This is a genomic window from Virgisporangium aurantiacum (genome assembly GCF_016863635.1).
Classification (GTDB): Bacteria; Actinomycetota; Actinomycetes; order Mycobacteriales; family Micromonosporaceae; genus Virgisporangium; species Virgisporangium aurantiacum.
In genome coordinates, this window is sequence record NZ_BOPG01000008.1 from 51,881 (window position 1) to 78,006 (window position 26,126).

Sequence of the window (26,126 nt, forward strand, 5' to 3'; positions counted from 1 at the left end):
TCTTTGCAGGGATCGCATCTTTCCAAAGGAATGCGACCGGCGGGGGGCACGAGGCCCCCCGCCGTCGGAATTCTTTACTACCTACGCCTCGGGCACCTTGATCGTGCCGGCGATGATGTCCGCCTTGTACTTGTCGAGCTGGGCCTTGATGTCGTCGATCTTGCCGCCCGACGTGGAGTAGCCCACGCCCTCGGCCTTCAGGTCGAACACGACCTTGCCGGCGGTGAACTTGCCGGCGGCCTGGTCCTTGATGAAGTTGTAGACGGCCACGTCGACCCGCTTGAGCATCGACGTGATGATGACGTCCTTGAGGTCGGCCTGCACGGTGTTGTACTGGTCCGAGTCGACGCCGATCGCCCACTTGCCCTTGGCCTTGGCGGCCTTGAACACGCCGGAGCCGGAGCCGCCGGCGGCCTGGTAGACCACGTCGGCACCCTGGTCGTACATGCCGGTGGCCTGGGTCTCACCCTTGGCCGGGTCGTTGAAGCCCGAGCACTTGTCGGCCGGGGTCGACAGGTAGTTGCTCAGCACCTTGGTGCCGGCCTTCGCGGCCGCGGCACCGGCCTTGAAGCCGGCCTCGAACTTGTGGATCAACGGCACGTCGCAGCCGCCGACGAAACCGACCGTGCCGGTCTTCGTCTTCAGCGCTGCCGCCGCACCCACCAGGAACGAACCCTGCTCCTCAGCGAAGACCAGACCGGTCACGTTCGGAGCGGTGACGCTCTGGTCGTCGATGATCGCGAACTTGGTGTCCGGGCACTCCTGCGCGGCCTTGGCCAGCGGACCCGTCTTCGGGTCGGCACCCGCGTACACGAAGCCGACCGCGATGACCGGGTTGTAACCGCCGGTACACAGCAGCTTGAGGCGCTCGAACTTGTCGTTCTCGCTCTCGTTCGCCGCCGCTTCGAGGTCTTTGGCCTCGATCTTGAGTTCCTTCATGGCGTTGTCGAGCCCCAACGCCGCGGCGTCGTTGAACGACTTGTCACCACGGCCGCCGATGTCGAACGCAAGACCGACCTTCACGGTCTTGTCGTTGCTGCCGCTGCCCCCGTCCGACCCATCGTCGTCGGTTCCCCCGCAGGCGGTCATGCCCAGCGTGATGACCGCGGCTCCGGCCAACGCGAGCATCTTCATCCCACGCACTCGGCGCAAGACGATCTCCTTCCCCAATGCACCGCCCCACTTACTTACGCGGTGACCCAACGCAGCGCAGCGTACGCCCGACCGGCCCCGGATCCGACGAATGCTGCAGGGTTGGGAGATCGGCGTTATCCGGCCGTGACCAGGAGACCTGAACGACCGGTCACCGCCAGAAGGTGCCGACGGCCGCGGTGACGAGGGTCAGCCCGAGGATCGCCAGGAAGTGACCCTTGTTGACCTGCGCACGTCGCCGCGAGAAGAAGACCATCACGAATATCATGACAGCGAGTAGCAGCTTCACCACCAGTTTCGCGACCGGCGGTTCCTCACCTTCCGGGCGTAACGGTGCGGCAAGGGCGATGCCGGACGCCAGCTGGATGATCGACCCCCACAGCATCGCCGGATTGATCCGCAGCGTGCCGGTCAGATACTGGGCGAGGGTTCCGCCGAACAGCGCCGCGAACCCGACCAGATGGATGTACCGCAACACGTGCAGCAGAAGGTCGTCCACGCGCCGGAGTATATGGGTGTGCCCGGCGCCGCAACTGGGCGCCGGGCTTCCACAGACGGGGTCAGGCGGCCACCAGTTCGGGCGCGGCCTCCGCCGGGGCCGGGCGCCGGCGCCGGGCACCGGCCGTCGCCACCAGGATCAGACCCACGACGACGTAGGACGCGAGGACGATCGCACTCCGCGTTGCGCCCGCCCAGTCGAAGTACGAAGCCGACCGGATCAGCGTCGCGCCGGCGCCCACCGGCAGGAACTGCCCGATCTCGCCCCACGGCTGCGGCAGCATCTCGGGAGCCGTCGCCAGGCCCGACAGCGGGTTGCCGACCACGAAGGCGAGCACCGCGCCGAGCGCGATCCCGGGCCGGCCGAGCAGCGCGTACAGGCCGGCGACGGTCGCGGCGATGGAGCCGGTGAGCAGCGCGATCGCGGTTGCACCGCCGAGGTAGGAGCCGGCCAGCACGCCCGTCCAGTGCATGAGACCCGCGGCCAGGAGGCCGGCGCCCGCGCCGTAACCGACGATCGCCGCCACCCGGACCGGCCGCGACCGGGCCAGCAGCGCGACCACGACGCCGGCACCGATGCTGGTGAGGATCAGCGGCAGGAACGACCCGGCGAAGCCCGCGCCGCGCGGGTCGTCGGCCGAGGTGGGCACGACGTCGACGACCTTCACGGCCGGCCCGCCCGGCTGGCCGAACTGTGCCTGCATCTGGGCCGCGAGCTGCGACAACGCGGTGGCGACGGCCGGGCTGGCGGCCGAGGCGACGTGCACCTCGACGCCGGCAGCGGCTGGTTTGTCGCCGAGTGAGGCGACGGGCTGGCTCACGATGAACGCCGCGTACGCCGTGCGGTCGGTGAGCGCCGCGTCGGCGGCGGCCGCGTCGGCCACCGTCGTGACGTCGAACGCGCCCTCGCGCGCCGCGCCCAGTTTCGCGGCGAGCGCGTCGGCGGCCTGCTGCGGGCCGGCGACCACCACCGGCAGGTCACGCGGTTCGGCCTTCTGGGCCGGCCACGCGAACCAGAGCATCAGCAGCGCCTGCACCGCGACGACCGCCGCCAGCACGACGGCGACGGGTGGGGTCCGGCGGGGGGTGACCGCATCGTGCTCGCTCATGATGAGCTCCTTCCTAAAACGAACGATCCCTCTTTTAAGTGATGAGGGAATTCTCCGCCCGGTGAGTTTGGGTTGTCAAGAACGATCGTTCGTTTTACTTTGGGATCCATGCCACGTGTCTCCGCCGAACACCTCGCCGCCCGGCGCCAACAGATCCTTGACGCGGCGCGCCGCTGTTTCGTGACCAACGGCTTCCACGCCACCTCGATGCAGCAGGTGATCAGCGAGGCGGGGCTCTCGGTCGGCGCCGTCTACCGGTACTTCCCCAGCAAGAGCGACCTGATCGCGGGCGTCGCCGCGCAACTGGCCGAGGGCATCACCGCCCAGTTGCAGTCGATCGCCGCCGACCCGGAGCGCTCGCTGGTCGACGTGATGGACGGCGCGGTCGGCGTCGTCGACGCCAACGCGAACCCCGACGGGGCGTTGCCGATCGCCGTGCAGGTGTGGGCGGAGGCCCAGCGCGATCCGGCCCTGCGCGACCTGATCGCGCGGGTCTACGGCCAGATCACCGAGGTCTACGTGCGGATCGCCGGGCGCGCGGTCGCCCGCGGCGAACTGCCGAAAGACGCCGATCCCGGCGCGGTCGGGCCGGCGCTCGCCGCCATGATGCTCGGCTACGGGCTGCTCAAACTCCTCACCGGCGCCGGGACGGTGGACCTGGAGCGGTACCGGGCCGGTGTCCGCGCGATCCTTGACTCTCCACCCACGGGAGACTTCACCCTGGAGTCGTGAACATCGGGGAGCTGGCCCGTCGGACCGGGCTGTCGGTCAAGACGATCCGGTACTACTCCGACGAGGGGCTGGTGCCGGAGGCGTCGCGGACCGCGGCCGGCTACCGGCGCTACGACGCCGGCGCGCTGGCCCGGCTCGAGTTCGTGCGCTCGCTGCGCGACCTCGGGCTCGACCTGGCGACCATCCGCCGGATCCTCGACCAGCGGGCCGACCTGCGCGCGGTCGCCTCGGCGCACGCCGACGTGCTCGCCACGCAGATCCGGCTGCTCAAGGTGCAGCGGGCGGCGCTGCGGTCACTGGCCGGGCGGGGCTCCGGCGACCTTCGACCGGCAGAGGTGGAACGGATGAACCGGATCGCACAGGCGACCAACGAGGAACGGCGGCGGGCGCTCGGCGAGTTCCTCGACTCGATCTTCGACTACGGCTCCGGGCCGGTCGAGAACGACTTCACGAAGATGATGCGCGGGGTGGCGCCGGACCTGCCCGACGATCCGACCGACGAGCAACTCGACGCCTGGCTGGAGCTGGCCGAACTGATCCACGACGAGTCGTTCCGGGCGAAGTTGCGCGAGATGGGTTCGTGGATGAAGACCTCGCAGGCACCGGACGAGGTGATGCCCACCGACCCGATGGTCGCGATGGAGCTGTCGGAGCTGGCGTTCGGCCGGATCGAGCCGCTGGTGGCGGCGGGGGTCGTGGCCACCGACCCGGCCGCGCGGCCCGTCGTCGACGACATCGTGGCCGCCTACGCGGAGCGGGCCGGCAGAACACCCGACGACGCCTACCGGCGCGAACTGGCCGCCGCCACCCGGCGGGGGTACGAGCCCCGCGCCGAGCGGTACTGGCAGCTCATGGCGGTGATCAACGGCTGGGCGCCGGTGCCGCCCCGCATGCACCTGTGGGGCTGGTTCGCCGACGCCCAGGAGGCGCTACTCCCCTAGTTGCCGGGCGATCCGGGCGAACGCGGCCTTGATCTCCTCCGGCGACGGCGGGGTGCTCGGCGTCACGACCTCGTCGCCGTGGTCGTGATCGTGGTCATGGTCGTGCTCGTCCTCGGTCTCGTCGTCCTCCGCCTCGTCGGCGTTCAACCGGGACGCCGCGATCTCGCCGCGGATCTGGTCGACGGTGAGCGCCGGCTGCAGCGGCTCGACCACCGCCATCAGTTCCTCGTCGGCGAGCACGGCCTCGGCGAGCGCGAGCGCGTGCGCCCGCTCGTAGGGCCCGCACACGACGGGCTCCCATTCCTCCTCGTCGTCGGCCGGGCCGAAGGTGATGATCCAGGGCAGGGACAGCGCCGGCGAGTCGTCGGGCAGGTCCAAGGTCACGAGAGTTCCCACGCCGACATCATTCCGTAAGCGTCGGAGCGTTCGGTTCCGGGTCGGGGACCATGCGCTTCGGGCGGCGGCTCATGTCGTAGACCACGCCCCGGTTGCTGGTGGCGGCCAGCGCGGCGGCGAACAGCACGATCTGGTGGAAGAAGTACATGAACAGCAGCAGGCCCACCGCCGCGGCGGCGGCCGTGAAGTTCTCGTACGCCGGGTTGTGCTGGGTGCGGGTGATGAACCAGCGGCCGATCACCTTGAGCACGCCGAGGCCGACCACCACCAGCAGGGCCGGCCGGATCAGCCGCCGGAACGGCATGCGCAGCCGCGGCACCACCGCGAGCAGCGAGCAGGCCAGCACCAGGTCGACGCCGGCGGCGATCGCGGCGTCGGTCCACGTCACGAAGCCTTCGGCGGCGGCCGGGACGAGCACGTCCTCCGCCTGGTCGCGCAGCCCCAGCAGGACGCCGCGCAGGCCCGACGAGACCGCGATCGACACCAGGAGCAGCCCGCCGAGCACGGCCAGCACCGCCAGGTCGAGCAGCCAGCGCACCACCGGGTGCCCGGGATGCTGCTCCAGGCACCAGAGCGCGCGCTGCGACGAGCGCAGCGTCTCGATCCAGCCGACCCCCGCGATGATCAACGCGAAGATCGCGAGGACCCCGATCCGGGCGCTGGCCTTCGTGAGCGAGTCGGCGTCGAGCTGCGGCAGGTTGCCCGACAGGTACTCCTGCACGGCGTCGAGGCCGGCCTTGCTGGAACCCGGGATCGCCCAACCCACCACCGCGAACGCCAGCACGCCGAGCGCGAACGCGGCGAAGAAGCCGTAGTAGGCGGTCGCCGCGGCGAGCCGGGTTCCGTCGATCCCGTCGTACCGGGCGTAGGCGCGGAAGATGTGGTCGATGGGACGCGAACGGGCGCGTACGGCGTCGGCTCTCGCGACGATGGCTCGCTCGATCCGATCGACGATCACCATGTGTCCTACCGTCGACGATGTGACGCGGGTGGCGGCGCGGCGCCGTCACCCAGGCAGTATTCCCGATGTGGGCGCCAGCGCCCGTCCGGACCGTGCTCGAACAGAGTAAAGCCGGCAACCGTGAACTTCGCGTCGAAGTCGGCAAGATCCGCGAAGACCTCGTCGAGCGCCTCCGATGCGACGTCGTGGGCCACCGTGACGTGCGGGTGGTAGTCGTAGCGCAGCGGGCGCCGCACGGCGTCGAGTTCCCGCACCGCGGCCCACAGCCGCTTGCACTCCTCGTCGCCCGACGCGACCGCGACGTACACCACCTCGGTGAGCGGGCGGAACGTGCCCGTGCCGCTCAGGTGCACCGGAAACGGCTCGTGCCCGCCGGCGACACCGGTGAGGTGCTCCGCGACCTCGGCGATCACGCCGGTGTCGACCTCGGTGGGCCCGAGCAGCGTCAGGTGCGCCGGTATGTGGGTGGCCGCGGCGTCGCCGGCCTGCAGCCGCCGGCGGGTGAGCTGGCTGCCCCACGGTTCGGGGATGTCGATAGCGATGCCGATCGTTGTTCGCAAATTCGCCTCTTCATACCCGACCCCCGAGCCAACGGACCCCCTACGACCAGCGGCTGTCAGGCCGTGGCCGGCGCGACGAGACCGACGCGCTCGTACGCCGTCGCCAACGTGGGCGCCGACACCGAGCGTGCCTTTTCTCCGCCGATGGCCAGCAACTTGTCAAGTTGGGCCGGGTCGTCAAGATACATCCTGGTGCGCTGCTGGATGGGCTCGACGAAGGCGACGACGATCTCGGCGAGGTCCTTCTTCAGGTCGCCGTAGCCCCTGCCGTCGTAGGCGAGGGTGAGATCGTCGAGGGTGCGGCCGGTGAGCGCGGCGTAGATCGTCAGCAGGTTCGACACACCGGGCTTGTTCTCCGGGTCGTAGACGATCTCGCGGCCGGTGTCCGTCACCGCGCTCTTGATCTTCTTGGCGATGCGGTTCGTCGGCTCCAGCAGCTCGATGAGCCCGTTCGGGGTCGACGCCGACTTCGACATCTTGGCGCCGGGATCCTGCAGGTCGGCGATCTTCGCGGTGTCCTTGACGATGTGCGGCGCCGGCACCGTGAACGTCTTGCCGAACGAGGTGTTGAACCGCTGGGCGAGATCGCGGGTCAGCTCCAGGTGCTGCCGCTGGTCTTCACCGACCGGCACCGCGTCGGCCTGGTACAGCAGGATGTCGGCGGCCTGCAGCACCGGGTAGGTGAACAGCCCGACGGTGGTGCGGTCGGCGCCCTGCTTCAGCGACTTGTCCTTGAACTGGGTCATCCGGCCGGCCTCGCCGAAACCGGTGAGGCAGTTCAGCACCCACGCCAGTTGGGCGTGTTCGGGCACGTGACTCTGCACGAAGAGGGTGCACCGGTCGGGGTCGAGCCCGGCGGCGAACAACTGCGCGGCGCTCGCCCGGGTGCGGGCCCGGAGCTGCGCGGGATCCGGCCCCACCGTGAGCGCGTGCAGGTCGACGACGCAGAAGAACGCGTCGTGGGTGTCCTGCATCGCCACCCAGTTCCGCACCGCTCCCAGATAGTTGCCAAGGTGGAAGGAGTCGGCGGTGGGCTGGATGCCGGACAGCACCCGCGGTCGAGCCTCGGACATGGGCGTCATTGTTGCAGTCGGACGCGCGTGCAGACGCACGGGAGGTACGCAACCGGACAGCCGCCTCGCCGGTCTTCCAAGCAGGTGCCAACAGAGCCGAGGATGGAGTACATGGGAACCAGCCCCGAGGAGCGGGAGGCTCAGGAGGCCGTTCGCGCGGCGTACTCCGCGCACTACCGGCGGCTCGTCGCGGCGCTGTACGGGCTCACCGGCGACTACTCCGATGCGCAAGACCTGGTACAGGAGGCGTACGCGCGCGCCCTGGCCCGGCCCCGGCAGTTCCTCGACGTCGCCGATCCGGAGGCCTGGCTGCGCACGGTGGCGATCAACCTCGCCCGCACCCGGTTCCGGCGCCGGCGGCTGTTCGACACGCTGGTGCGCACCGGCCGGGTGGCCCGGCAGCCGGAGAGCGTGCCCGGTCTCGATCCGAACCGGGTCGCGCTGGTCGCGGCCCTGCAGCAGCTGTCCCGGCCCACCCGCGAGACCATCGTGCTGCACCACCTGGCCGACCTGTCGGTGCACGAGGTCGCCGAGACCCTGGGTGTTCCGGTCGGCACGGTCAAGGCGCGGCTGTCCCGCGGTCGCGCGATGCTCGCCACCCTGCTCGACGAACACGCCGAGGCCCGCCCGGCCCCGCCGCCACCGAGAACACCGGCGAAGTCGGAGAACGCCACCGAGGCGAAGCCATCATGACCGCGCCGGACGAGGAAGCCTTCGTCAGCGGGCCCGACTTCGAGGCGCTCCGCTCCGACGTGGAGACGGCCACCCGGCTGCCCGAGTTCGACCGGGTCACCCGGCTGGCCCGCCGCGTCCGGCGGCGCGACCTGCGGCGGAAGCTGGTCATCTCGATCGCGGCGATCGTCACCCTGCTGCCCGCCGGTGTGGCGGGCTGGCATGCGGCGCCCGGCGGTCCCTCGGTGCAGACCGACCAGCAGGTCGGTCCCGACCGGCCCGACCTGGCGCCGTCCCCGTCCCCGTCGACGGCCCCGGTCGCGACGATCCGGGCGATCGCCGGCACCCGCGTCGGCGCGCTGTACGCGGCGGTCGACGTGTGCCGGCCGGCCGAGCGGGTGAGCACCTGCAGCCTCCAGGTGGTGCCGCTGGCCGCCACCGCGCAGGATCAGCGCGCCCCGATCGCGGTCGGCGAACTGCGTAACGATCCGACCGATCCGCTCGACGAGGTGACGCTGCAGGCGGTCACCCCGCAGTCGCTCCTGCTCTCCGGGATCCGCCGCGACGGCGAGCGCAAGTACCGCCGCATCGACCTGCGCGGCGGCGGCCTCGACATCGCGCCCGAGCCGAACGACCACTCCGTGCCGACGGCCGGCGACCAGGCCGTGCAGCTGACCCGGTACGGCGAGATCTCGTTCGTCCGGCAGTCCGACGCGCGGGCGCTGCGGGTGCCGATCCAGCCCAACCTCCGGGACCTCGTCCTGGTGACCTCGGTGGCGCCGAAGGACGGCTGGTGGGTCACCGGCACCGATCCGACCACCGGCGAGGTCTCCGTCGCCGTCAGTCACGATCTCGGCACCAACTGGACGGTGGTCTCCCTCGGCCTGCGGCCCGGGATGAGCGACCCGATCCTGACCACCGGCGACGGCGACACCGCGTACCTGTTCCTGCGCACGTCCACCGGCATCCAGCAGCGGCTGACCACCGACGGCGGGCTCAGTTGGCGTCCGCTGCAGACCGACATGCCGTGGCCGGCGTTCGCCTCCGGCGGCGACGTGGTCGAACGGCGGCTGGGCGCCGTGGTGCGCCGGGACGGGTCGCTGCTGGTGTGGGTCGAGGAGGGGCCGGGGGCGGTCTTCCTGGAGAGCAGCGACCTCGGCGCGTCGTACCGGCCGGCCAACGGGCCGTCGGGGCCGATCGTGGTGGTGCCCGACGGGTTCGCGGCGCTCGGCGACCCGCCGCTGTTCTCGACCGACGGGCGCAGCTGGTCGTCGCTTCCCCGCCCGGCGGTCGTGCCGCCTACGTAGTCGTACGCGCCAGCCCGACGCGCGCCACCCGCCGGCCGTCGAGTTCGGCGACGGTGAGCTGCCAGCCGTCGATGCGCACCTCGTCACCCACCGACGGCAACTTGCCCAGCCGCGCCATCAGGAACCCGCCGATCGTCTCGTACGGGCCGGGTGGCAGGGGCAGGCCGGCGCGCTCGGCGAAGTCGGTGAGGTTGAGCAGACCGTCCACTTCGGACGGTCCGCCTTCGAGCTGCGGCTCCGGCGCGGCGTCGTACTCGTCGTGGATCTCGCCGACCAGCTCCTCCAGCAGGTCCTCCAGCGTCACGATGCCGGCGGTGCCGCCGTACTCGTCAACCACCACGGCGAGGTGGTGCCCCTCCCGGCGCATCTCCGACAGCGCGATCAGCGCCTTCTTGCTGGCCGGCAGCCGCTTCACCTCGCGCATCAGATCGCCGACGGAGCCGCACGGGTCGGTGGAAGGACGGATCGTCAGGTCGCGCAGGTGCACGAACCCGACCACCTCGTCGGGGCTGCCGTCGATCACCGGGAACCGCGAGTGCCGCGCCTCCCGCACCAGGCCCAGCGCGGCGTCGACGGCCAGGGCCGCGTCGAGGAAGACGACCTCGGTGCGCGGGACCATCAGCTCGTTGACGTGCCGCGCGCCGGCCGAGAGCACCTCGTCGATCAGCCGGCGCTCCTCCCGGGGCAGCACGGTGTTCGCCGCGACCAGCTCCCGGAACTCGACGTTGGAGATGCGCTCGCGACCGGCGGTGTGGTCGGCGCCGAGCAGCTTGACGACCAGCCGCCGCAGCGCGTCGAGGGCGGGGAGGACGACGCGCGCGAGCGCCGTACGGAACGGGCCGGGTTCCGCTATGTGAGCGGACCCGGCCTCGGTACTGCCCGAGGGCACGCCGGACATGCCCCGATAGTAGGCGTACCGCTCGACCTACGACGCCTCGATGATCATTCCCGCACCCACCGTGCGGTTCGTGGTCTCGTCGATGACGATGAACCCGCCGGTGGTGCGGTTACGGCGGTACTCGTCGGCCAGCAGCGGCACGGTGGTGCGCAACTTCACGCGTCCGATCTCATTGAGCTTGAGCTCGGTGGCGGCCTCGTCGCGGTGCAGGCTGTTGATGTCGAGCCGGTAGTTGAGCCCGCGCACGACGGCGCGCACGCTGCGGGTCGTGTGCTTGATCGCGTACTTGCCACCGACGCGCATCGGCCGCGACTCGTCCATCCAGCAGATCAGCGCCTCGACGTTCTGGGCGACCTCCGGCGCGTTGTTCGGCCGGCAGATCAGGTCGCCGCGGGCGATGTCGATCTCGTCGGCGAGGCGCAGGGTCACCGACATCGGCGGGAACGCCTCGTCGACCGGCCCGGCCGCGCCGTCGATCGCGGTGATCCTGGTGGTGAGGCCGCTGGGCAGCACCATCACCTCGTCGCCGGGCTTGAGCACGCCGCTGGCCACCTGGCCGGCGTAGCCGCGGTAGTCGGGGTGGGTGCTCGACTGCGGACGCACCACGTACTGCACCGGGAACCGCACGTCGACCAGGTTCCGGTCGCTGGCGAAGTGCACGTGCTCCAGGTGGTGCAGCAGCGACGGGCCCTCGTACCAGGGCATGTTCGCCGACCGGCTGACGACGTTGTCGCCCTTGAGCGCCGAGACCGGGATGACCGTGAGGTCGGGCGCGTCGAGCTTGGCCGCGAACGACGTGAACTCGTCGGCGATGCGGTCGAACACCGCCTGGTCGTAGTCGACCAGGTCCATCTTGTTGACGCACAGCACCAGGTGCGGCACCCGCAGCAGGGAGCACAGGAACGCGTGCCGGCGCGACTGCTCGACGAGACCCTTCCGGGCGTCGACGAGGATCAGCGCCAGGTCGGCCGTTGACGCGCCGGTGACCATGTTCCGCGTGTACTGGATGTGCCCGGGCGTGTCGGCGATGATGAACTTCCGCCGCGGCGTGGCGAAGTACCGGTACGCGACGTCGATCGTGATCCCCTGCTCCCGCTCGGCCCGCAGGCCGTCGGTGAGCAGCGCGAGGTTGGTGTACTCGTCGCCACGGGCGCGCGACACCTGCTCGACCGCTTCGAGCTGGTCCTCGAAGATGGTCTTGGTGTCGAAGAGCAGCCGGCCGATGAGCGTCGACTTGCCGTCGTCGACGGAGCCGGCGGTGGCGAACCGCAGCAGATCCATGGGCGGAGCCTCAACAGCGGCCGTCATTAGAAGTAGCCCTCCCGCTTGCGGTCTTCCATGGCCGCTTCCGACACCTTGTCGTCGCCCCGGGTGGCGCCGCGCTCGGTGATGCGGGTGGCGGCCACCTCGTCGATGATCTTCTCCACGGTGTCGGCGTCGCTGCGCACGGCGGCCGTGCACGACGCGTCGCCGACGGTGCGGTACCGCACGGTCTCCGTGAAGGCGGTCTCGCCGTTCCGGAGCGGCAGGTGCTCGTGGACGGCGTACAGCATCCCGCCGCGGTCGACCACCTCGCGCTCGTGCGCGAAGTAGATCGACGGCAGTTCGATCCGCTCGCGGGCGATGTAGTGCCACACGTCGAGCTCGGTCCAGTTCGACAGCGGGAACACCCGGATCGACTCGCCCGGCGCCACCCGCGCGTTGTAGAGCGACCACAGCTCCGGACGCTGGTTGCGCGGGTCCCACTGGCCGAACTCGTCGCGGAACGAGAACACCCGTTCCTTGGCGCGGGCCTTCTCCTCGTCGCGGCGGGCGCCGCCGAACAGCGCGTCGAAGCGGTACTTCTCCACGGCGTCGAGCAGCACCGGCGTCTGGATGCGGTTGCGCATGCCGTCGGCCGACTCGCGCACCAGGCCGCTGTCGAGCGCCTCCGGCACCGACGCCACGATCAGCTGGATGTTCAGCTCGTTGACCCGCTTGTCGCGGTAGGCGAGCACCTCGGTGAAGTTGTGCCCGGTGTCGACGTGCATCACCGGGAACGGCACCCGGCCGGGCGCGAACGCCTTCTCGGCCAGCCGCAGCATCACGATCGAGTCCTTGCCGCCGGAGAACAGGAGCACCGGCCGTTCGAACTCGGCGACCACTTCGCGCATGACGAATATGCTCTCGGCCTCGAGGGCGTCGAGATGGCTCACGCGGTATCTGCTGCGGGTCATTTCAGGCCTTTCGCGGGGACTCGTTGGGCCAGTCACCTAGTATGCCGGTCGTTTTCGGCGGCGCTGCCGAATACGTGGCGGGCAACACGTCTCTAGTACGCTCCCGCTCCGCGCCAGACCGCGGTGAGCGTGCGGAGCAGGATCACCAGGTCCAACGAGAGCGACCAGTTCTCGACATAACGGAGGTCGAGCCGAACGGCTTCCTCCCACGGAAGGTCGGATCTACCGGACACCTGCCACAACCCGGTCATCCCGGGCCGGACGGCCAGCCGCCGCCGGGCGTCGCGCGGATACGCGGCCACCTCGCTCTGCAGCGGCGGACGCGGTCCGACCAGCGACATCGTGCCCCCGACCACGTTGAACAGCTGCGGCAACTCGTCCACCGAGAACCGGCGGAGATGCCTGCCCACCCGGGTGATCCGCGGGTCGTCCCGCATCTTGAACAGCACACCGTCCTGCTCGTTCAGGTGCCGGAGCTCCGCGAGCCGCCGCTCGGCGTCGGTGTGCATGGTGCGGAACTTGTAGATCTGGAACTCGCGCCCGTACCGGCCGACCCGCGTCTGCCGGAACAGCACCGGCCCCTTGGAGTCGAGCCGCACCGCCAGCGCGACGGCCGCCAGCACCGGCGAGAACGCCAGCAGCAGCAGCGCCGCGCCGACCCGGTCGAACACCGACTTGGCCACCCGCCGGGCGCCGCTGAGGGTCGGGTGCTCGACGTGCAGCATCGGCAGCCCGTCCACCGGGCGGATCGTGGTGCGCGCCCCGGCGACGTCGATCAGGTTGTTCGCGACGATCAGGTCGATGTCGTCGCGCTCCAACTGCCAGGCCAGCCGGCGCAGCGACTCGCCGTCGAACTCGGGGCAGGTCAGCACGATCACGGTGTCGGCGCCGGCCTGGGCGACGGCGCGGGCGACGTCGTCGAACGTGCCGTAGACGGTGAGGTCGCCGACCTGCCCGTCGTGCTGCGGCGGCAGGCAGGCGCCGACGATGTCGAGCCCGTGGTACCGCTCGCGGCGCAGTTGCCGGGTCAGCCCCACCACGGCGAGTTCGTGCCCGGCCACCACCACCCGCCGCAGGCACTCGCCGCGCCGCCGGGCCGAGTGCAGCGCCTTGCGGTTCAGGAACCGGGTCACGATGCAGGCGGCGGTCGCCACCGGCAGCGCGATCACCACATAGCCGCGCGCGAGGTCGATGTCGAGCGAGTACGAGCCCACCGCCACGGTCGCCGTCACCGCGATGCCGGCGCCGAGCACCCGCTGGTACTCCTCGGTGCCGACGAACATCAGCCGCCGCTCGTAGGCCCGGTTCACCGCGAGCGCGATCAGCAGCCCGAGCGGCAGCAGCCCGCTGAGCACGAGATAGCCCTCGTTGTACGGCGTCACGTCACCGAACCGCAGGTCGAACGCCAGCGCCGCCGCGATGAGCCCGACCGCGAGATCCAGCGCGATCGTCCGGATCAGATAGTGGATCTCCCAACGGCGCGGGCTCCGCCGCAGGGCCGGGCCGCGGCGTCGCTGCGGGGCCGCGGCAAGATCAAGATCATCGGCTACGCCCACCGCTGGGTCGCCACTCGAACAGCTTGCGCGTTCAGCGCCGTTCGCAACGTCGGGTGCGACCTCGGCCGCAACCTCGGTCCCGGCGGCAACCTCGGCCGCGGTCTCGCCGCGACGGTGGGTCCCCTGGTGGCTTCCGTGGCCCGCGACACGGCGCCGACTGCGCGGCGACGGCCGGCGGACCGATCTCCCTTCCCGCCCGGCGTCGACCGACACAAAGCCCCCTTACGTCGTCCGCATGTAAGCACCATTCGGACATAAGGTGCGTACGCGGTTACAACGCCAGGATGCCGTCAATCGTCACGGCTCGGGCAACTTCCTCACCATGACACTCATCCGAGTCACCTTCACCACCGGTGCTCAGCCGGCGTGGTAGGTGTTCTGGGCGGGCTCGAGGCCGCCCACCACCACCGCCTCCACCGCGTCGGCGGTGCGGTCGACGAGGAACCCGAGTTCCTTCGACTCGGCGCCGGAGAAGTTGGAGAGCACGAAGTCGGCCGGGTCCTGCCGACCCGGCGGCCGGCCGATGCCGAACCGCACCCGCAGGTAGTCGCGGTTGCCCAGCGACTTCGACATCGACCGCAGCCCGTTGTGCCCGCCCTCGCCGCCGCCGCGCTTGAGCCGCAGCGTCGCGAACGGCAGGTCGAGTTCGTCGTGGACGGCGATGATCTGCTCGACCGGCACCTTGTAGAAGTTGGCCAGCCCGACCACCGCGCCACCGGCGAGGTTCATGTAGGTGAGCGGCTTGGCGAGCACCAACCGCGGCCCGCCCAACCCCAGCCTGCCCTCGGCCGCCAGCGCCACCGCCTTGCGGCTCCGGCTGAACGTGACACCCATCCGGCCGGCGAGCAGTTCGACGACCATAAAGCCGACGTTGTGCCGGTGCTTGGCGTACTCGGGCCCGGGATTGCCGAGCCCGACCACCAGCCAGGGCGCGTCCGACGTCATTTCTTCTCCCGGTAGACCGAAAGCCTGCGCTCCCCTTGTACGTGGGGACGCAGGCTCTCGTCAGTCGAATTTCGGCTCTTACGCCTCCGCGGTGGCCGCCTCGGCCGGGGCCTCGGCGGTCTCCTCCTCGGCAGCCTCGGCCGGGGCCTCGCCGCCGGCGGCGGCCATCTGCTCCTCGGTGGGCGCCGCGGTGATCACGACGATCGTGGTGTCGGGGTCGGCCGCGAGCTCGACGCCGGTCGGCAGCTTGACCTCGGCGGCCGTCACCTTGGCGCCGGCTTCGAGACCGTCGATCGACACCTCGATGTTGTCGGGCAGGCGCAGGGCCTCGGCCAGGACCGAGAGCCTGTCGTGCTCGGTCATCACCAGGGTGTTCTTCGCCGGCTCGCCGGTGAGCAGCACCGGGATGTCGACGGTGACCTTCTCGCCGCGACGCACGATGAGCAGATCGACGTGCTCGAACGTGTCGCGCACCGGGTCACGCTGGATGGCCTTCGGCAGCGCCAGCGCGGACGAACCGTCGCTGATCTCGATGGCGAACGCCTGGGTCATGCCGCCGTGGCGGATCGCGGCTGCGAACTCGCGTGCGGGCAGGGCGATATGGCGGGGCTTCTCGCCGTGGCCGTACAGCACCGCGGGCACCAGGCCAGCCCGGCGGGTACGGCGGGCACCACCCTTGCCGAACTCGGTGCGAACCTCGGCGCTGATCTTTACCTCGGACACGGGAAGACTCCTGTTGCGGTGTTCATGGTTCGAGTACGGTCAGCGGTGCTCGGGAGAGGGGTGCGTGGCGGGCCGTCGAACCGGCATCGCCCGGAGCACCGCGTCGATCACGGTGCCGACCGAGCCGATCCAACCAAGCAGATGCTTTGGCCCACGGGGCACCCTCGCCGTGGCAACCGCACTAGCCTACCCGAGCCATGCCCCGGGCGAGAAACCGGGCTCAACATGGCGGCGGTCCACCGGTCGGTGGATGCTGGTGGGGTGGCGGATCTTCCATACCGCGAGCGGGCGTCGCGCGTCGCCGGGGCCGTCGTGTGGCGGCGCCGGACGCGTCGAACGTCGCCCGGCCGGATCCTGCCCGACGGCTGCATGGACCTCATCTGGCACGACGGCGGGCTGCTGATCGCCGGCCCCGACCGGGAGGCGTTCGTCGGGCCGGTGGGCGTCGGCGGTTCGTACGTGGGGCTGCGGTTCCCGCCCGGCGTCGGCCCGGCGGTGTTCGGGGTGCCGGCCACCGAACTGGTCAACCAACGGGTCCCGCTGGCCGACGTGTGGTCGCCGGCGGAGGTCCGTCGGATCACCGACGCCGCGGCGGCCGGCGACATCGCCGGCGCGCTCGAACGGGTGGCGGGCGCCCGGCTTGAGGCGGCCGGTCCCGACCCGGTGGCGGCCCGCGTGGTCGAACGGATCGACGCCGGACGCAGCGTCCACGAGATCGCGGCCGACCTCGCGCTCAGCGAGCGGCAACTGCACCGGCGCTGCCTGGCGGCGTTCGGCTACGGGGCGAAGACGCTGGGCCGGATCCGGCGGATGCAGCGGGCCCTGGCGATGCCGGCCTCGGTGCCGGCCGCTCTCGTCGCGGCGACCACCGGGTACGCCGACCAGGCCCATCTCACCCGCGAGGTGCGGGCGCTGGCCGGCGTCCCGTTCGGACGGCTCAGCCGCCAGTAGGTGCGTACAGGTCGACGCCGTTGCCGTCGGGGTCGAGGACGGTCGCGTACCGCTGGCCCCAGAACGCGTCGAACGGTTCGAGTTCGCTCGAATAGCCGGCACCGACGAGGTCGGCGTACGTGCTGTCGACCTCGGCCGGCGAGTCGCACCGGAACGCGAGGCCGATCCGGCCCGGCCCGGTCGGCATGGTGAAGCCGGGGTGGAAACTCACGATCGTCGCGACCGTGTCCCAGCACAACCGCAGCCCACCGGGGAATGCGCATTCCACGTGCGGTTCGCCGTCGGCGTCGGCCGGGATGTCCAGGCCGAGCCGCCGGTAGAACGCGAGCGCCTTGCCCATGTCGGCGACGACGACATTGATCACATCGAAGGTAGGTGCCATGCCGTCCACGCTATTCGCCGCGCGGCCGGCCGGCTTGAAGGAATCGGACGGGCCGGGCTAGCTCAGGCCACCGAACAGCGTGGTGACGGAACCGTCGTCGAAGACCTCGCGGATCGCCCGGGCGAGCAGCGGCGCGATCGACAGCATGGTGATCTTGTCGAGCCGCTTCTGCTCCGGCAGGGGCAGCGTGTTCGTCACGACGACCTCGCTGATCTTGCTGTTGTGCAGGCGCTCGGTGGCGGGGTCGCTCAGGATCGCGTGCGTGGCGGCCACCACCACGTCGGCGGCGCCCTCGTCGAACAGGATCTCCGCGGCCCGCACGATCGTGCCGCCGGTGTCGATCATGTCGTCGACGATGATGCAGACCCGGCCCTCGACGTCGCCGACCACGCGGTTGGCGACGATCTGGTTCGGCTTCATCGGGTCACGCGTCTTGTGGATGAACGCCAGCGGGCAGCCGCCCAACCGGTCGGTCCAGCGCTCGGCCACCCGTACCCGGCCGGAGTCGGGCGCGACGACCGTGATCGGCCGGTCGCCCCACTTCTCCTCGACGTACTCGGCCAGCAGGTTCATCGCGAACAGGTGGTCGACCGGGCCGTCGAAGAAGCCCTGCACCTGCGCGGTGTGCAGGTCGACGGTGAGGATGCGGTCGGCACCGGCCGTCTTGTACAGGTCGGCCATCAGGCGCGCCGAGATCGGCTCGCGTCCCTTGTGCTTCTTGTCCTGCCGCGCGTACGGGTAGAACGGCAGGACGACGGTGATGCGCTTGGCCGAGCCGCGCTTGAGCGCGTCGACCATGATCAGCGACTCCATCATCCACTTGTTCACCGGCGACGACATCGACTCGACGACGAACGCGTCGCACCCGCGCACCGACTCCCGGTACCGCACGAAGATCTCGCCGTTGGCGAAGTCGTACGCGTCCATCGGGGTCGGCTGGACGCCGAGCACGCCGCCGATCTCCTCGGCCAACTCCGGAAACGCCCGCCCGCTGAACAGCATCAGCGACTTACGGTTCTCGGCCTGAATGCTGCTCATCGATCGGCTCGCTCCCCGACTCGCGCCCGTGTCCTGCCGGGGCACGTCCGTCACCGTCATCTGGTCAGCCCGTCTGTTGCTCGTTGGATCCGGTCGCGTCCGCACCGGCCGCCTCAGCGGCCTTCGCCGCGGGGGTACCCGGCCGCCGCAGGGCGACCCAGCCGTCGATGTTCCGCTGGACCCCGCGCGCGATGCCGAGCGCTCCCGGTGGCACATCGTTGACGATCACGCTGCCGGCCGCGGTGTAGGCGCCGTCGCCGACCTCGACCGGTGCAACGAACATGTTGTCAGCACCGGTCCGGGCATGCGCACCGATCACGGTGTGATGTTTCCGTACCCCGTCATAGTTGACGGTAACCGTTGCGGCGCCAACGTTCGAATGCTCACCGATCGTCGCATCACCGATGTACGAAAGGTGCGGAATCTTGGCGCCCTCACCGACCTTGGCGTTCTTCGTCTCCACGAACGTGCCGACCTTCGCGGTGGGCGCCAGCACCGTGCCCGGCCGCAGGTAGGCGTACGGGCCGACGTTCGCGCCGGCACCGATCTCGGCCTGGACGGCGTGCGCCCGCACCACGGCCGCGCCGGCACCGACGGTGGTGTCGATCAGGCTCGTGTCGGGCCCCACGGTTGCCCCCGCTGCCACGTGCGACGCCCCGCGCAGGTGCGTGTTCGGCTCGATCGTCGCGTCGGGTTCGATCCGGACGGTGACGTCGATCCAGGTGGTGGCCGGGTCGACGATGCCGGCACCGGCGCGCATCCACTGCGCGTTGACCCGGTCGCGCATCACCGCGCGGAGCGTCGCGAGCTCCACCCGGTCGTTGGCGCCCATGGTCTCGTCGGGGTCGTCGGTGCGGTACGCCCGCACCGGCCAGCCGCCGGAGACCATCAGCCCGACCACGTCGGTGAGATACTCCTCACCCTGATCGTTGTCGGTGGAGATCTTGCCGAGCATCTCCCGCAACGCCCCGCCGTCGAACGCGTACGCGCCGGCGTTGATCTCGTTGATCGCCAGTTCCTCGGGGGACGCGTCGCGCTTCTCGACGATGCGCGCCACCGCCCCGTCGGCGGTCCGGACGATGCGGCCGGCACCCATGGGATCGGCCACGGCGGCGGTGAGCAGGGTGGCTCCCGCCTTCGCCGCCTCGTGACCCTCGACCAGCGCCCGGAGCGTGTCCGGGGTGATCATCGGCAGGTCACCGTTGAGCACGATGATCGGACCGGCGCTGTCAGGCACCTCTTCGAGCGCGACGCGCACCGCATGACCGGTGCCCTTCTGCTCGGCCTGCAGCACCGTGCCGGCGCTCGGGGCCACGTCGGCCACGTGCTCGGCGACGCGTTCGGCCCCCCGGCCGATCACCACCAGCACGCGGGACCCGGGCAATGCAGTGTCGACCGCAGCCAGCACGTGCCCAACGAGGGTACGGCCGAGAACGGGGTGCAGGACCTTGGGTAGGTCGGACTTCATCCGCTTCCCCACGCCTGCGGCGAGGACGATCACGGTGCGCATGCGCGCTCCCTCGACTGAGCCAGCAGGAACCTCGGCCATGGTAGCCAGCGCGGAATGCGCGACTCGGGAGTGGCTGCCCATCGGCGACCCGGACGGATTAACCGATTCAGACAAAAAGTGAAGCTCGGCCGCAAGGACTCGAACCTTGACAAACGCCTCCAAAGGGCGCTGTGCTGCCAATTACACCACGGCCGAACGAGGTCGTAAGCGTATCGAATCTCTTCCGACGAAGCGAAGCCTTACCCGTTTGGTCGATGCAAAGCCGGGTAGGAAGGGTGGCCCTCGGGCGACCGGGATTTAGAACGCACGTACGACGAAACGTGGCATGTCGGGTTCTTGGAAAGCTACGGTTGCGTAGGTTACGGTGACGTAGGCGTAGCCGGTGTGGCGGGGTCCTGAAACCCACGTCACGCGGGGACGGCCGCCGCGACATGCAGGGCCCGCAACGACCACGACATGCCAGCACCACGGGGCCCACAAGCACGGCAGGCAGACCGCCGCCACACACATCCGGCCAGTTCTCCACATCTCAGGCCAGCCTCGGTCCACCCCGACCGGCTGACCGGTCGACCCGTACCCAAACCCAGGACTCAGCGAGGTGCCAGTGACCGCCGTACTCGAACCGACCCCGCCGCCGCCCGCGCCCGATGCCGGGCCGAAGGCCCTGACCACCGGTAAGCAGTCCCGCGGCATCCTCATCGCGCTGTGGGCGTTCGTGGCGATCCCGTTCGTCGCGCTGGTCGCCGCCGTCCCCGTCGCCTGGGGATGGGGGCTGAGCTGGGTCGACGTCGTGATGTTCCTGTTCTTCTACGTCGTGGGCGGCATCGGCATCGGCACCGGCTTCCACCGCTACCTGACGCACGGCTCGTTCAAGGCCGTCCGCCCGCTGCGCATCGCGCTGGCGCTGGCCGGCTCGCTGGCCATCGAGGGATCGCCGACCCAGTGGGTGGCCGACCACCGCCGGCACCACGCCTTCTCCGACCGCGAGGGTGACCCGCACTCGCCGTGGCGGTTCGGCGAGAGCTTCTGGGGTCTCACCAAGGGCCTGCTGTACGCCCACGTGGGCTGGCTGTTCCACCGCGACCTGTCGAACCCCGCCCGGTTCGCGCCCGACCTGCTGGCCGACAAGGACATCCGGCGCATCGACAAGGCGTTCCCGTTGATCGTGACGGCGTCGGCGGCGCTGCCCGGCATCATCGGTGGCCTGGTGACCTGGTCGTGGCAGGGCGCCCTGGCCGGCTTCTTCTGGGCCGGCCTGGTGCGGATCGCGCTGCTGCACCACGTCACCTGGTCGATCAACTCGGTGTGCCACGTCTACGGCGAACGTCCGTTCGAGACCCGCGAGGGCGACAAGGCGTCGAACTTCTGGCCGCTGGCGATCCTGTCGTTCGGCGAAAGTTGGCACAACCTGCATCACGCCGACCCGACCTGCGCCCGGCACGGCGTCGACAAAGGTCAGATCGATATCAACGCCCGGGTGATCTGGCTGTTCGAGAAGCTGGGGTGGGTATCCAACGTCCGCTGGCCCAAGGCGGACCGGTTGGATGCGAAACGGCTCGCCGGCACTGGCACGATGAGTAAGTGACCGACGGGTACCAGAGCGAGTCCAGCGAACCCGCACCTCCTCCTACGGCCGGCATCCCGCCACCGAAGGCGGTGCCCCCACCGAAGAACAGCCGGGTGCGGATGTCCTCGGCCCAGCGCCGGGAACAGCTCATCCTGATCGGCCGGCAGTTGTTCGCGGAGAAGGGGTTCGACGCCACCTCCGTCGAGGAGGTCGCGGCCCGCGCGAAGGTGTCCAAGCCCGTGGTGTACGAGCACTTCGGTGGCAAGGAGGGGCTGTACGCGGTCGTCGTCGACCGTGAGGTGCGGGCGTTGCTGCACCACATCGCGACGGCGCTGACCGCGGGGCACCCGCACGAGCTGCTGGAGCAGGCGGCACTGGCCCTGCTCGACTACATCGAGGGCGAGACCGACGGGTTCCGGGTGCTGGTCCGCGAGTCGCCGGTGATGTCGGCGACCGGCAACTTCTCCAGCGTCCTCAACGACATCGCGCACCAGGTGGAGCACATCCTGGGCGCGGAGTTCAAGACGCGGGGCTACGACCCGAAGCTGGCCGAGCTGTACGCGCAGGCGCTGGTGGGGATGGTCGCGTTGACCGGTCGCTGGTGGCTGGAGGTGCGCAAGCCCCGCAAGGAGACGGTGGCGGCGCACCTCGTGAACCTGGCGTGGAACGGCCTGTCGCACCTGGAGGCGAAGCCGGGCCTGGTGACCAGGCGGACGAGCGGCCGGTAGGAGCTACCGGCCGTCGGGCCCTCAGGCGTGGACGCGCTCGGGCGACTCGTGGTGCTGCTCGGACCGCCCGACCTTGGCGTACATGCTGGCGGTGAGGATGAACACGCCCACCACCATGACCACGATGATCGAGGTCATGTTGAAGCCGAGCACGTTGGCGTCGGTCCGCTCCACCGCCATCGACAGCAGCGCCGACAGGATCAGGATCTGCCCGATCCAGAAGTTGCCGAAGTGGTCGAGGTTGCGGCCGAGGGCGGTGACGATCACGACGATGCCGCCGAGCACCAGCAGCATGCCGGCGCTGGCCGGGTTGAGCTGCTGCTTCCACACCTCGGGCAGGTCGTCCTGGGCGAACAGCTCGAGCCCGCTGGTCTCGACGATGCCGTAGATCCCCAGCGCCACCAGGTACAGGCCGCTCAGCCCGGCGACCGCACGGTAGAGGCCCCGCAGGTGGTGGTTGATCGGGATGTGTGCCAGGTACATGGTTCAGATTCTTGCGTACCCGGCGCCACCGCGCGGCGCCGGGTCGAGATTCATTCCGCAGCGTGCAGCCAGGCCTCTTCCGCGGCCTCCCGCTCGGCCTTGACGTCGCGGAGCTCCTGGTCGAGCGCGGCCACCTTCTCGTAGTCGGTGGCGTGGAGCGCCAGCTGCCCGTGCAGCTTCTCCTCCCGCTGCGTCAGCCGGTCGACCAGCCGTTCCAGCCGCGCCAGCTCCTTCTGCGCCGCCCGCGAGTCGGCCCGCGCCGCCCGCGAAGCGGCCGGCGATTCCGCGGCGGGCGCCAGCAGCGACAGGTACTCGTCGACGCCCCCCGGCAGGTCGCGCAGCCGGCCGTCGCCGAACATGCCGATCATCCGGTCGCAGACGCGTTCCAGCAGGTACCGGTCGTGCGACGCCACCACGAGCGTGCCCGGCCAGGAGTCGAGCAGGTCCTCCAGCGCGGCCAGCGTGTCGATGTCGAGGTCGTTGGTCGGCTCGTCGAGCAGGAGCACGTTGGGCTCGACGGCCAGCAGCCGCAGCAGTTGCAGCCGGCGCCGCTCGCCACCGGAGAGGTCGCCGACGACCGTCCACAGGCGACGGTCGGTGAACCCGAACTCCTCGGCGAGCTGGGCGGCGGAGATCTCCCGCTTGCCGAGCACCACCCGCCGGGCGATCTCCTCGACCGCCTCCAGCACCCGCAGGCCCAACGGCAGCTCGCCCAGCTCCTGCGACAGGAACGCCGGCCGCACCGTCGAGCCGACCCGGACGGAACCGGCATCCGGCGGAACCGTCCCGGCGAGCACCCGCAACAGCGTCGACTTGCCGCTGCCGTTCGCACCGAGCAGCCCGATCCGGTCACCCGGCCCGACCAGCCAGTCCACAGTGGACAGAATCGGCCGCGCCGAGAACGCCACCGACACGTCCGACAGCTCGTACACCTGCTTCCCGAGCCGCGCCGTCGCCAGCTTGTGCAGCGTCACGGTGTCCCGCGCCGGCGGAACGTCGGCGATCAGCGCGTTGGCCGCGTCGATCCGGAACTTGGGCTTCGACGTGCGCGCCGGCGGCCCGCGCCGCAACCACGCGATCTCCTTGCGCAGCAGGTTCTGCCGGCGCGCCTCAGTCGCGGCCGCGACCCGCTCGCGCTCGGCCCGGGCCAGCACCCACGCCGCGTAGCCGCCCTCGTACGCGCGCACGGTTCCGCCGCCGACCTCCCACGTCGTGGTGCACACCGCGTCGAGGAACCAGCGGTCGTGCGTCACCACGACGAGCGCGCCGCGTCTCCGCGCGAGGTGGTCGGCGAGCCAGCGCACACCGGCGAGGTCCAGATGGTTGGTCGGTTCGTCGAGAACAAGAACATCGGACGCGCGGACGAGCAGCGCCGCGAGCGCGACCCGCCGCCGTTCCCCGCCGGACATCGGCCCGACCGTGGAGTCGAGCCCGAGCCGGTCGAGGCCGAGCCCGTCGAGCACCGTGCGCACGGCGGCGTCGCCGGCCCACTCGTGCTCGGCGGCGAAGCCGGCCGGCAGCCAGGCGGCGCCGATCACCACGTCGCGCACGCTCGCCCCGGCCGGCAGCACCAGTTGCTGCGGCAGGGTGGCCACGCGCAGGTCGCGACGGTGCGTCACGCGTCCCGTATCGGGTTCGTCGTCGGCGGCGAGCAGGCGCAGCAGCGTGGTCTTGCCCGCGCCGTTGAGGCCGACGACGCCGACCCGGTCGTTCTCGTCGAGCCCGAGCGACACCGACTCCAGCAGGGCCGAGTCGGGGTAGGCCTTGGACACGCGGTCCAGGTTGATCACGTTGACCATCAGACGACCCGGGCCCCCGCTACCGGCCCGGTCACGGTGGCGGTGGAGCGGCAGACGCCGGACCGCTCCAGGCTGGCCGCGATCGCCGCCGCGTGCCGGGAGTCGGCGGCCAGGAACACGCACGTCGGTCCGGAACCGGAGATGACGCCGGCGAGCGCGTCGACGTCGTCGGCGGCCATCAGCGTGCGCATCAGCTCGGGCCGCAAGGCGAGCGCCGGCGCCTGCAGGTCGTTGACGAGCGTGGCGGCGAGGATCTCCGGATCGCGTTGCCGGAGCGCGGCGAGCAGCATGTCGGCCTCGCCGGCCACCGCGTCGGCGATGCCGTTGGCCCGGCGCCGGTCGATCTCGGCGTAGACCTCGGGCGTCGACAGCCCGTCGTCGGCGAACGCGAGCACCCAGTGCCAGGTGTGGCCGGGTGCCAGCACGGGCGACACCCGCTCGCCCCGGCCGGTGCCCAGCGCGGTGCCGCCGAGCACCAGGAACGGCACGTCGGAGCCGATCTCGGCCGCGATGTCGGCGAGGTGGTCGCGGGTCAGCCCGGTGTTCCACAGCGCGTCGCAGGCCACCAGCGCGGCGGCGGCGTCGGCGCTGCCGCCGGCGAGCCCGCCCGCGATCGGGATGTTCTTGCGCAGGTGCAGCCGGGCGTACGGGGGCCGCCCGGTGTGCTCGGCCAGCAGCCGGGCCGCCCGGATGGCCAGGTTGGACTCGTCGAGGGGCAGGTGCCCGGCACCCTCACCCTCCATCGTCAGCGTGAGGGTGTCGCCGGACCGGGCGGTGATCTCGTCGTAGAGGCTCACCGCGTGGTAGACGGTGCTGAGCTCGTGGAAGCCGTCGGGACGCAGGTCACCGACGCGCAGGTGCAGGTTGATCTTCGCGGGCACGCGCACCCGGACCGGCGCGGCCCGCCCCAGCCGGGGACGCTCGCGCTCGGCCTCGTCCAGCGGCTCCGTCACGGGCGTGCCTCGCTCCGCGAGGCGCGCCCGTACAGGCGATCCGCTCGCTTCGCGAGCGATTCGCCTTCACTGGGCTGAATGGTGCCCTCGCTTCGCTCGGTCACGAACGCCGACCATACCCGCTGCCCGCGGGCGCGGCGGGAGCGGCGGCGGCGATGGCGGCGAACTGGGTGATCGTGAGCGCCTCGCCCCGCAGGCCGGGGTCGATTCCGGCGGTGACCAGCGCCTTCTCCGCCCGGTCGGGTCCGCCGGCCCAGCCGGCCAGCGCCGACCGCAGCGTCTTGCGTCGCTGGGCGAACGCGGCGTCGACGACGGCGAACGTGCGCTCCCGGTCGCCCGGTGGCGGGTCGTGCCGGACGAACCTGACCAGCCCGCTGTCGACGTTCGGCACCGGCCAGAAGACGGCGGGCGGCACCCGGCCCGCGGGACGGGCGTCGGCGTACCAGGCGAGCTTGGCGGTCGGGATGCCGTAGGTGCGCGACCCGGGTTCGGCGGTGAGCCGGTCGGCCACCTCCTTCTGCACCATCACCAGCCCCGAGGCCAGCGTCGGCAGCGCGGCGAGCAGGTTCAGCACCACCGGCACCGCGACGTTGTACGGCAGGTTCGCCACCAGCGCGGTCGGCGCCGGCACGAGGTCGGCCGCCGCCACCCGCTTGGCGTCTCCACTGTGGACGGTCAGCCGGTCGGCGTGGTCGGGCGCCCGGTCGGCGACGGTCGCGGCGAGCGCGGACGCGAGGACCGGATCGAGCTCGACCGCGTGCACGTGGGCCGCCTCGGGGAGCAGCGCCAGCGTCAGCGACCCCAGCCCGGGGCCGACCTCCAGCACGACGTCGGTGGGCGCCAGTTCCGCGGCGCGCACGATGCGCCGCACCGTGTTGGGGTCGTGGACGAAGTTCTGCCCGAGCGTCTTCGTCGGCCGCACCCCGAGCCGGGCGGCGAGCGTCCGGATGTCGGCCGGGCCCAGGAGGGAACTCAC

General features: G+C 70.9%; 27 protein-coding genes and 1 tRNA gene. 7 read left to right on the plus strand and 21 right to left on the minus strand.

Annotation, left to right across the window (positions count from 1 at the left end):
• Positions 1–81: 81 nt before the first annotated feature.
• The 3 genes from Vau01_RS05480 to Vau01_RS05490 all read right to left on the minus strand — a co-directional run bounded on the left by Vau01_RS05480 (position 82) and on the right by Vau01_RS05490 (position 2,759).
• Entirely contained in the window at positions 82–1,143 is a 1,062-nt protein-coding gene (locus tag Vau01_RS05480; protein ID WP_239151335.1) for a BMP family lipoprotein, read from the minus strand.
• 160 nt (positions 1,144–1,303) lie between these two features.
• Entirely contained in the window at positions 1,304–1,651 is a 348-nt protein-coding gene (locus Vau01_RS05485; RefSeq protein ID WP_239151330.1) for a hypothetical protein, read from the minus strand.
• A 61-nt stretch (positions 1,652–1,712) separates the two neighbouring features.
• Positions 1,713–2,759: a hypothetical protein gene (locus tag Vau01_RS05490; RefSeq protein WP_203987974.1), complete on the minus strand. Its 1,047-nt coding sequence runs from the start codon at positions 2,757–2,759 to the stop codon at positions 1,713–1,715.
• 108 nt (positions 2,760–2,867) lie between these two features.
• Here Vau01_RS05490 and Vau01_RS05495 point away from each other — a divergent pair, with 108 nt between their 5' ends.
• Positions 2,868–3,491 carry a TetR/AcrR family transcriptional regulator gene (locus tag Vau01_RS05495; protein WP_203987977.1) on the plus strand — a complete coding sequence of 208 codons (624 nt, stop codon included), beginning with the start codon at positions 2,868–2,870 and terminating at the stop codon, positions 3,489–3,491.
• Complete coding sequence (locus tag Vau01_RS05500) at positions 3,488–4,432, plus strand: MerR family transcriptional regulator (RefSeq protein ID WP_203987980.1); 945 nt, start codon at positions 3,488–3,490, stop codon at positions 4,430–4,432. The genes Vau01_RS05495 and Vau01_RS05500 overlap by 4 nt, the downstream gene beginning before the upstream one ends.
• On the opposite strand, the gene Vau01_RS05505 is transcribed toward Vau01_RS05500, so the two are convergent.
• Genes Vau01_RS05505 through trpS form a run of 4 tightly spaced genes read right to left on the minus strand, consistent with a single transcriptional unit; the run spans position 4,421 to position 7,431 of the window.
• Positions 4,421–4,828, minus strand: a complete 408-nt coding sequence (locus Vau01_RS05505; RefSeq protein ID WP_203987983.1) for a hypothetical protein — start codon at positions 4,826–4,828, stop codon at positions 4,421–4,423. The genes Vau01_RS05500 and Vau01_RS05505 overlap by 12 nt on opposite strands.
• A 7-nt stretch (positions 4,829–4,835) precedes the next feature.
• On the minus strand, positions 4,836–5,789 hold the full coding sequence (locus tag Vau01_RS05510) for a YihY/virulence factor BrkB family protein (RefSeq protein WP_203987986.1): 954 nt from the start codon (positions 5,787–5,789) through the stop codon (positions 4,836–4,838).
• Positions 5,790–5,794: 5 nt separating this feature from the next.
• Positions 5,795–6,349: a 2'-5' RNA ligase family protein gene (locus Vau01_RS05515; protein WP_203987989.1), complete on the minus strand. Its 555-nt coding sequence runs from the start codon at positions 6,347–6,349 to the stop codon at positions 5,795–5,797.
• 56 nt (positions 6,350–6,405) lie between these two features.
• A complete protein-coding gene (trpS, locus tag Vau01_RS05520; protein WP_373320176.1) occupies positions 6,406–7,431 on the minus strand; it encodes a tryptophan--tRNA ligase in 1,026 nt (341 codons plus the stop codon).
• A 102-nt stretch (positions 7,432–7,533) separates the two neighbouring features.
• Here trpS and Vau01_RS05525 point away from each other — a divergent pair, with 102 nt between their 5' ends.
• Both Vau01_RS05525 and Vau01_RS05530 read left to right on the plus strand, forming a co-directional pair.
• The gene (locus Vau01_RS05525; RefSeq protein WP_203987993.1) at positions 7,534–8,115 is read left to right on the plus strand and encodes an RNA polymerase sigma factor; all 582 of its coding nucleotides are present in this window, start codon (positions 7,534–7,536) and stop codon (positions 8,113–8,115) included.
• Complete coding sequence (locus tag Vau01_RS05530) at positions 8,112–9,401, plus strand: beta propeller repeat protein (protein ID WP_203987995.1); 1,290 nt, start codon at positions 8,112–8,114, stop codon at positions 9,399–9,401. Before Vau01_RS05525 ends, Vau01_RS05530 begins: the two co-directional genes overlap by 4 nt.
• Here Vau01_RS05530 and Vau01_RS05535 read toward each other — a convergent pair.
• The 6 genes from Vau01_RS05535 to Vau01_RS05560 form a co-directional block, all read right to left on the minus strand.
• Positions 9,394–10,299: a hemolysin family protein gene (locus tag Vau01_RS05535; RefSeq protein ID WP_203987997.1), complete on the minus strand. Its 906-nt coding sequence runs from the start codon at positions 10,297–10,299 to the stop codon at positions 9,394–9,396. The genes Vau01_RS05530 and Vau01_RS05535 overlap by 8 nt on opposite strands.
• Before the next feature lie 27 nt (positions 10,300–10,326).
• Positions 10,327–11,607 carry a sulfate adenylyltransferase subunit 1 gene (locus Vau01_RS05540; RefSeq protein WP_203987999.1) on the minus strand — a complete coding sequence of 427 codons (1,281 nt, stop codon included), beginning with the start codon at positions 11,605–11,607 and terminating at the stop codon, positions 10,327–10,329.
• Entirely contained in the window at positions 11,607–12,515 is a 909-nt protein-coding gene (gene cysD / locus Vau01_RS05545) for a sulfate adenylyltransferase subunit CysD (protein WP_203988001.1), read from the minus strand. Before cysD ends, Vau01_RS05540 begins: the two co-directional genes overlap by 1 nt.
• Positions 12,516–12,607: 92 nt before the next feature.
• Positions 12,608–14,071 (minus strand): sugar transferase, encoded by a 1,464-nt coding sequence (locus Vau01_RS05550; protein ID WP_239151331.1) that lies wholly within the window; start codon positions 14,069–14,071, stop codon positions 12,608–12,610.
• A 357-nt stretch (positions 14,072–14,428) separates the two neighbouring features.
• Positions 14,429–15,016 carry an aminoacyl-tRNA hydrolase gene (gene pth / locus Vau01_RS05555; protein WP_203988004.1) on the minus strand — a complete coding sequence of 196 codons (588 nt, stop codon included), beginning with the start codon at positions 15,014–15,016 and terminating at the stop codon, positions 14,429–14,431.
• Between the two features lie 78 nt (positions 15,017–15,094).
• Positions 15,095–15,739, minus strand: coding sequence for a 50S ribosomal protein L25/general stress protein Ctc (locus Vau01_RS05560; RefSeq protein WP_203988008.1), 645 nt, complete (start codon positions 15,737–15,739; stop codon positions 15,095–15,097).
• Between the two features lie 225 nt (positions 15,740–15,964).
• Between Vau01_RS05560 and Vau01_RS05565 the strand changes: the two genes are divergently transcribed.
• Positions 15,965–16,690 (plus strand): DUF6597 domain-containing transcriptional factor, encoded by a 726-nt coding sequence (locus Vau01_RS05565; RefSeq protein ID WP_203988011.1) that lies wholly within the window; start codon positions 15,965–15,967, stop codon positions 16,688–16,690.
• Here the strand turns inward: Vau01_RS05565 and Vau01_RS05570 are convergent.
• The 4 genes from Vau01_RS05570 to Vau01_RS05585 form a co-directional block, all read right to left on the minus strand.
• Positions 16,677–17,072 carry a VOC family protein gene (locus Vau01_RS05570; protein ID WP_203988013.1) on the minus strand — a complete coding sequence of 132 codons (396 nt, stop codon included), beginning with the start codon at positions 17,070–17,072 and terminating at the stop codon, positions 16,677–16,679. The genes Vau01_RS05565 and Vau01_RS05570 overlap by 14 nt on opposite strands.
• A gap of 57 nt (positions 17,073–17,129) precedes the next feature.
• On the minus strand, positions 17,130–18,110 hold the full coding sequence (locus Vau01_RS05575) for a ribose-phosphate diphosphokinase (RefSeq protein WP_203988016.1): 981 nt from the start codon (positions 18,108–18,110) through the stop codon (positions 17,130–17,132).
• 64 nt (positions 18,111–18,174) lie between these two features.
• The gene (gene glmU, locus Vau01_RS05580) at positions 18,175–19,620 is read right to left on the minus strand and encodes a bifunctional UDP-N-acetylglucosamine diphosphorylase/glucosamine-1-phosphate N-acetyltransferase GlmU (protein WP_203988017.1); all 1,446 of its coding nucleotides are present in this window, start codon (positions 19,618–19,620) and stop codon (positions 18,175–18,177) included.
• A gap of 123 nt (positions 19,621–19,743) precedes the next feature.
• Positions 19,744–19,815: transfer RNA gene (locus tag Vau01_RS05585), tRNA-Gln, on the minus strand.
• 409 nt (positions 19,816–20,224) lie between these two features.
• Between Vau01_RS05585 and Vau01_RS05590 the strand changes: the two genes are divergently transcribed.
• Both Vau01_RS05590 and Vau01_RS05595 read left to right on the plus strand, forming a co-directional pair.
• Complete coding sequence (locus tag Vau01_RS05590; protein WP_203988019.1) at positions 20,225–21,205, plus strand: acyl-CoA desaturase; 981 nt, start codon at positions 20,225–20,227, stop codon at positions 21,203–21,205.
• 101 nt (positions 21,206–21,306) lie between these two features.
• The gene (locus tag Vau01_RS05595; protein WP_239151337.1) at positions 21,307–21,915 is read left to right on the plus strand and encodes a TetR/AcrR family transcriptional regulator; all 609 of its coding nucleotides are present in this window, start codon (positions 21,307–21,309) and stop codon (positions 21,913–21,915) included.
• Positions 21,916–21,936: 21 nt separating this feature from the next.
• On the opposite strand, the gene Vau01_RS05600 is transcribed toward Vau01_RS05595, so the two are convergent.
• The 4 genes from Vau01_RS05600 to rsmA form a co-directional block, all read right to left on the minus strand.
• Positions 21,937–22,398 carry a DUF4383 domain-containing protein gene (locus tag Vau01_RS05600; RefSeq protein ID WP_203988021.1) on the minus strand — a complete coding sequence of 154 codons (462 nt, stop codon included), beginning with the start codon at positions 22,396–22,398 and terminating at the stop codon, positions 21,937–21,939.
• A gap of 50 nt (positions 22,399–22,448) precedes the next feature.
• On the minus strand, positions 22,449–24,197 hold the full coding sequence (locus tag Vau01_RS05605; protein ID WP_203988023.1) for an ABC-F family ATP-binding cassette domain-containing protein: 1,749 nt from the start codon (positions 24,195–24,197) through the stop codon (positions 22,449–22,451).
• Positions 24,197–25,138: a 4-(cytidine 5'-diphospho)-2-C-methyl-D-erythritol kinase gene (locus Vau01_RS05610; RefSeq protein WP_203988093.1), complete on the minus strand. Its 942-nt coding sequence runs from the start codon at positions 25,136–25,138 to the stop codon at positions 24,197–24,199. The genes Vau01_RS05605 and Vau01_RS05610 overlap by 1 nt, the downstream gene beginning before the upstream one ends.
• 112 nt (positions 25,139–25,250) lie before the next feature.
• Positions 25,251–26,126, minus strand: a complete 876-nt coding sequence (gene rsmA / locus Vau01_RS05615; protein WP_203988026.1) for a 16S rRNA (adenine(1518)-N(6)/adenine(1519)-N(6))-dimethyltransferase RsmA — start codon at positions 26,124–26,126, stop codon at positions 25,251–25,253.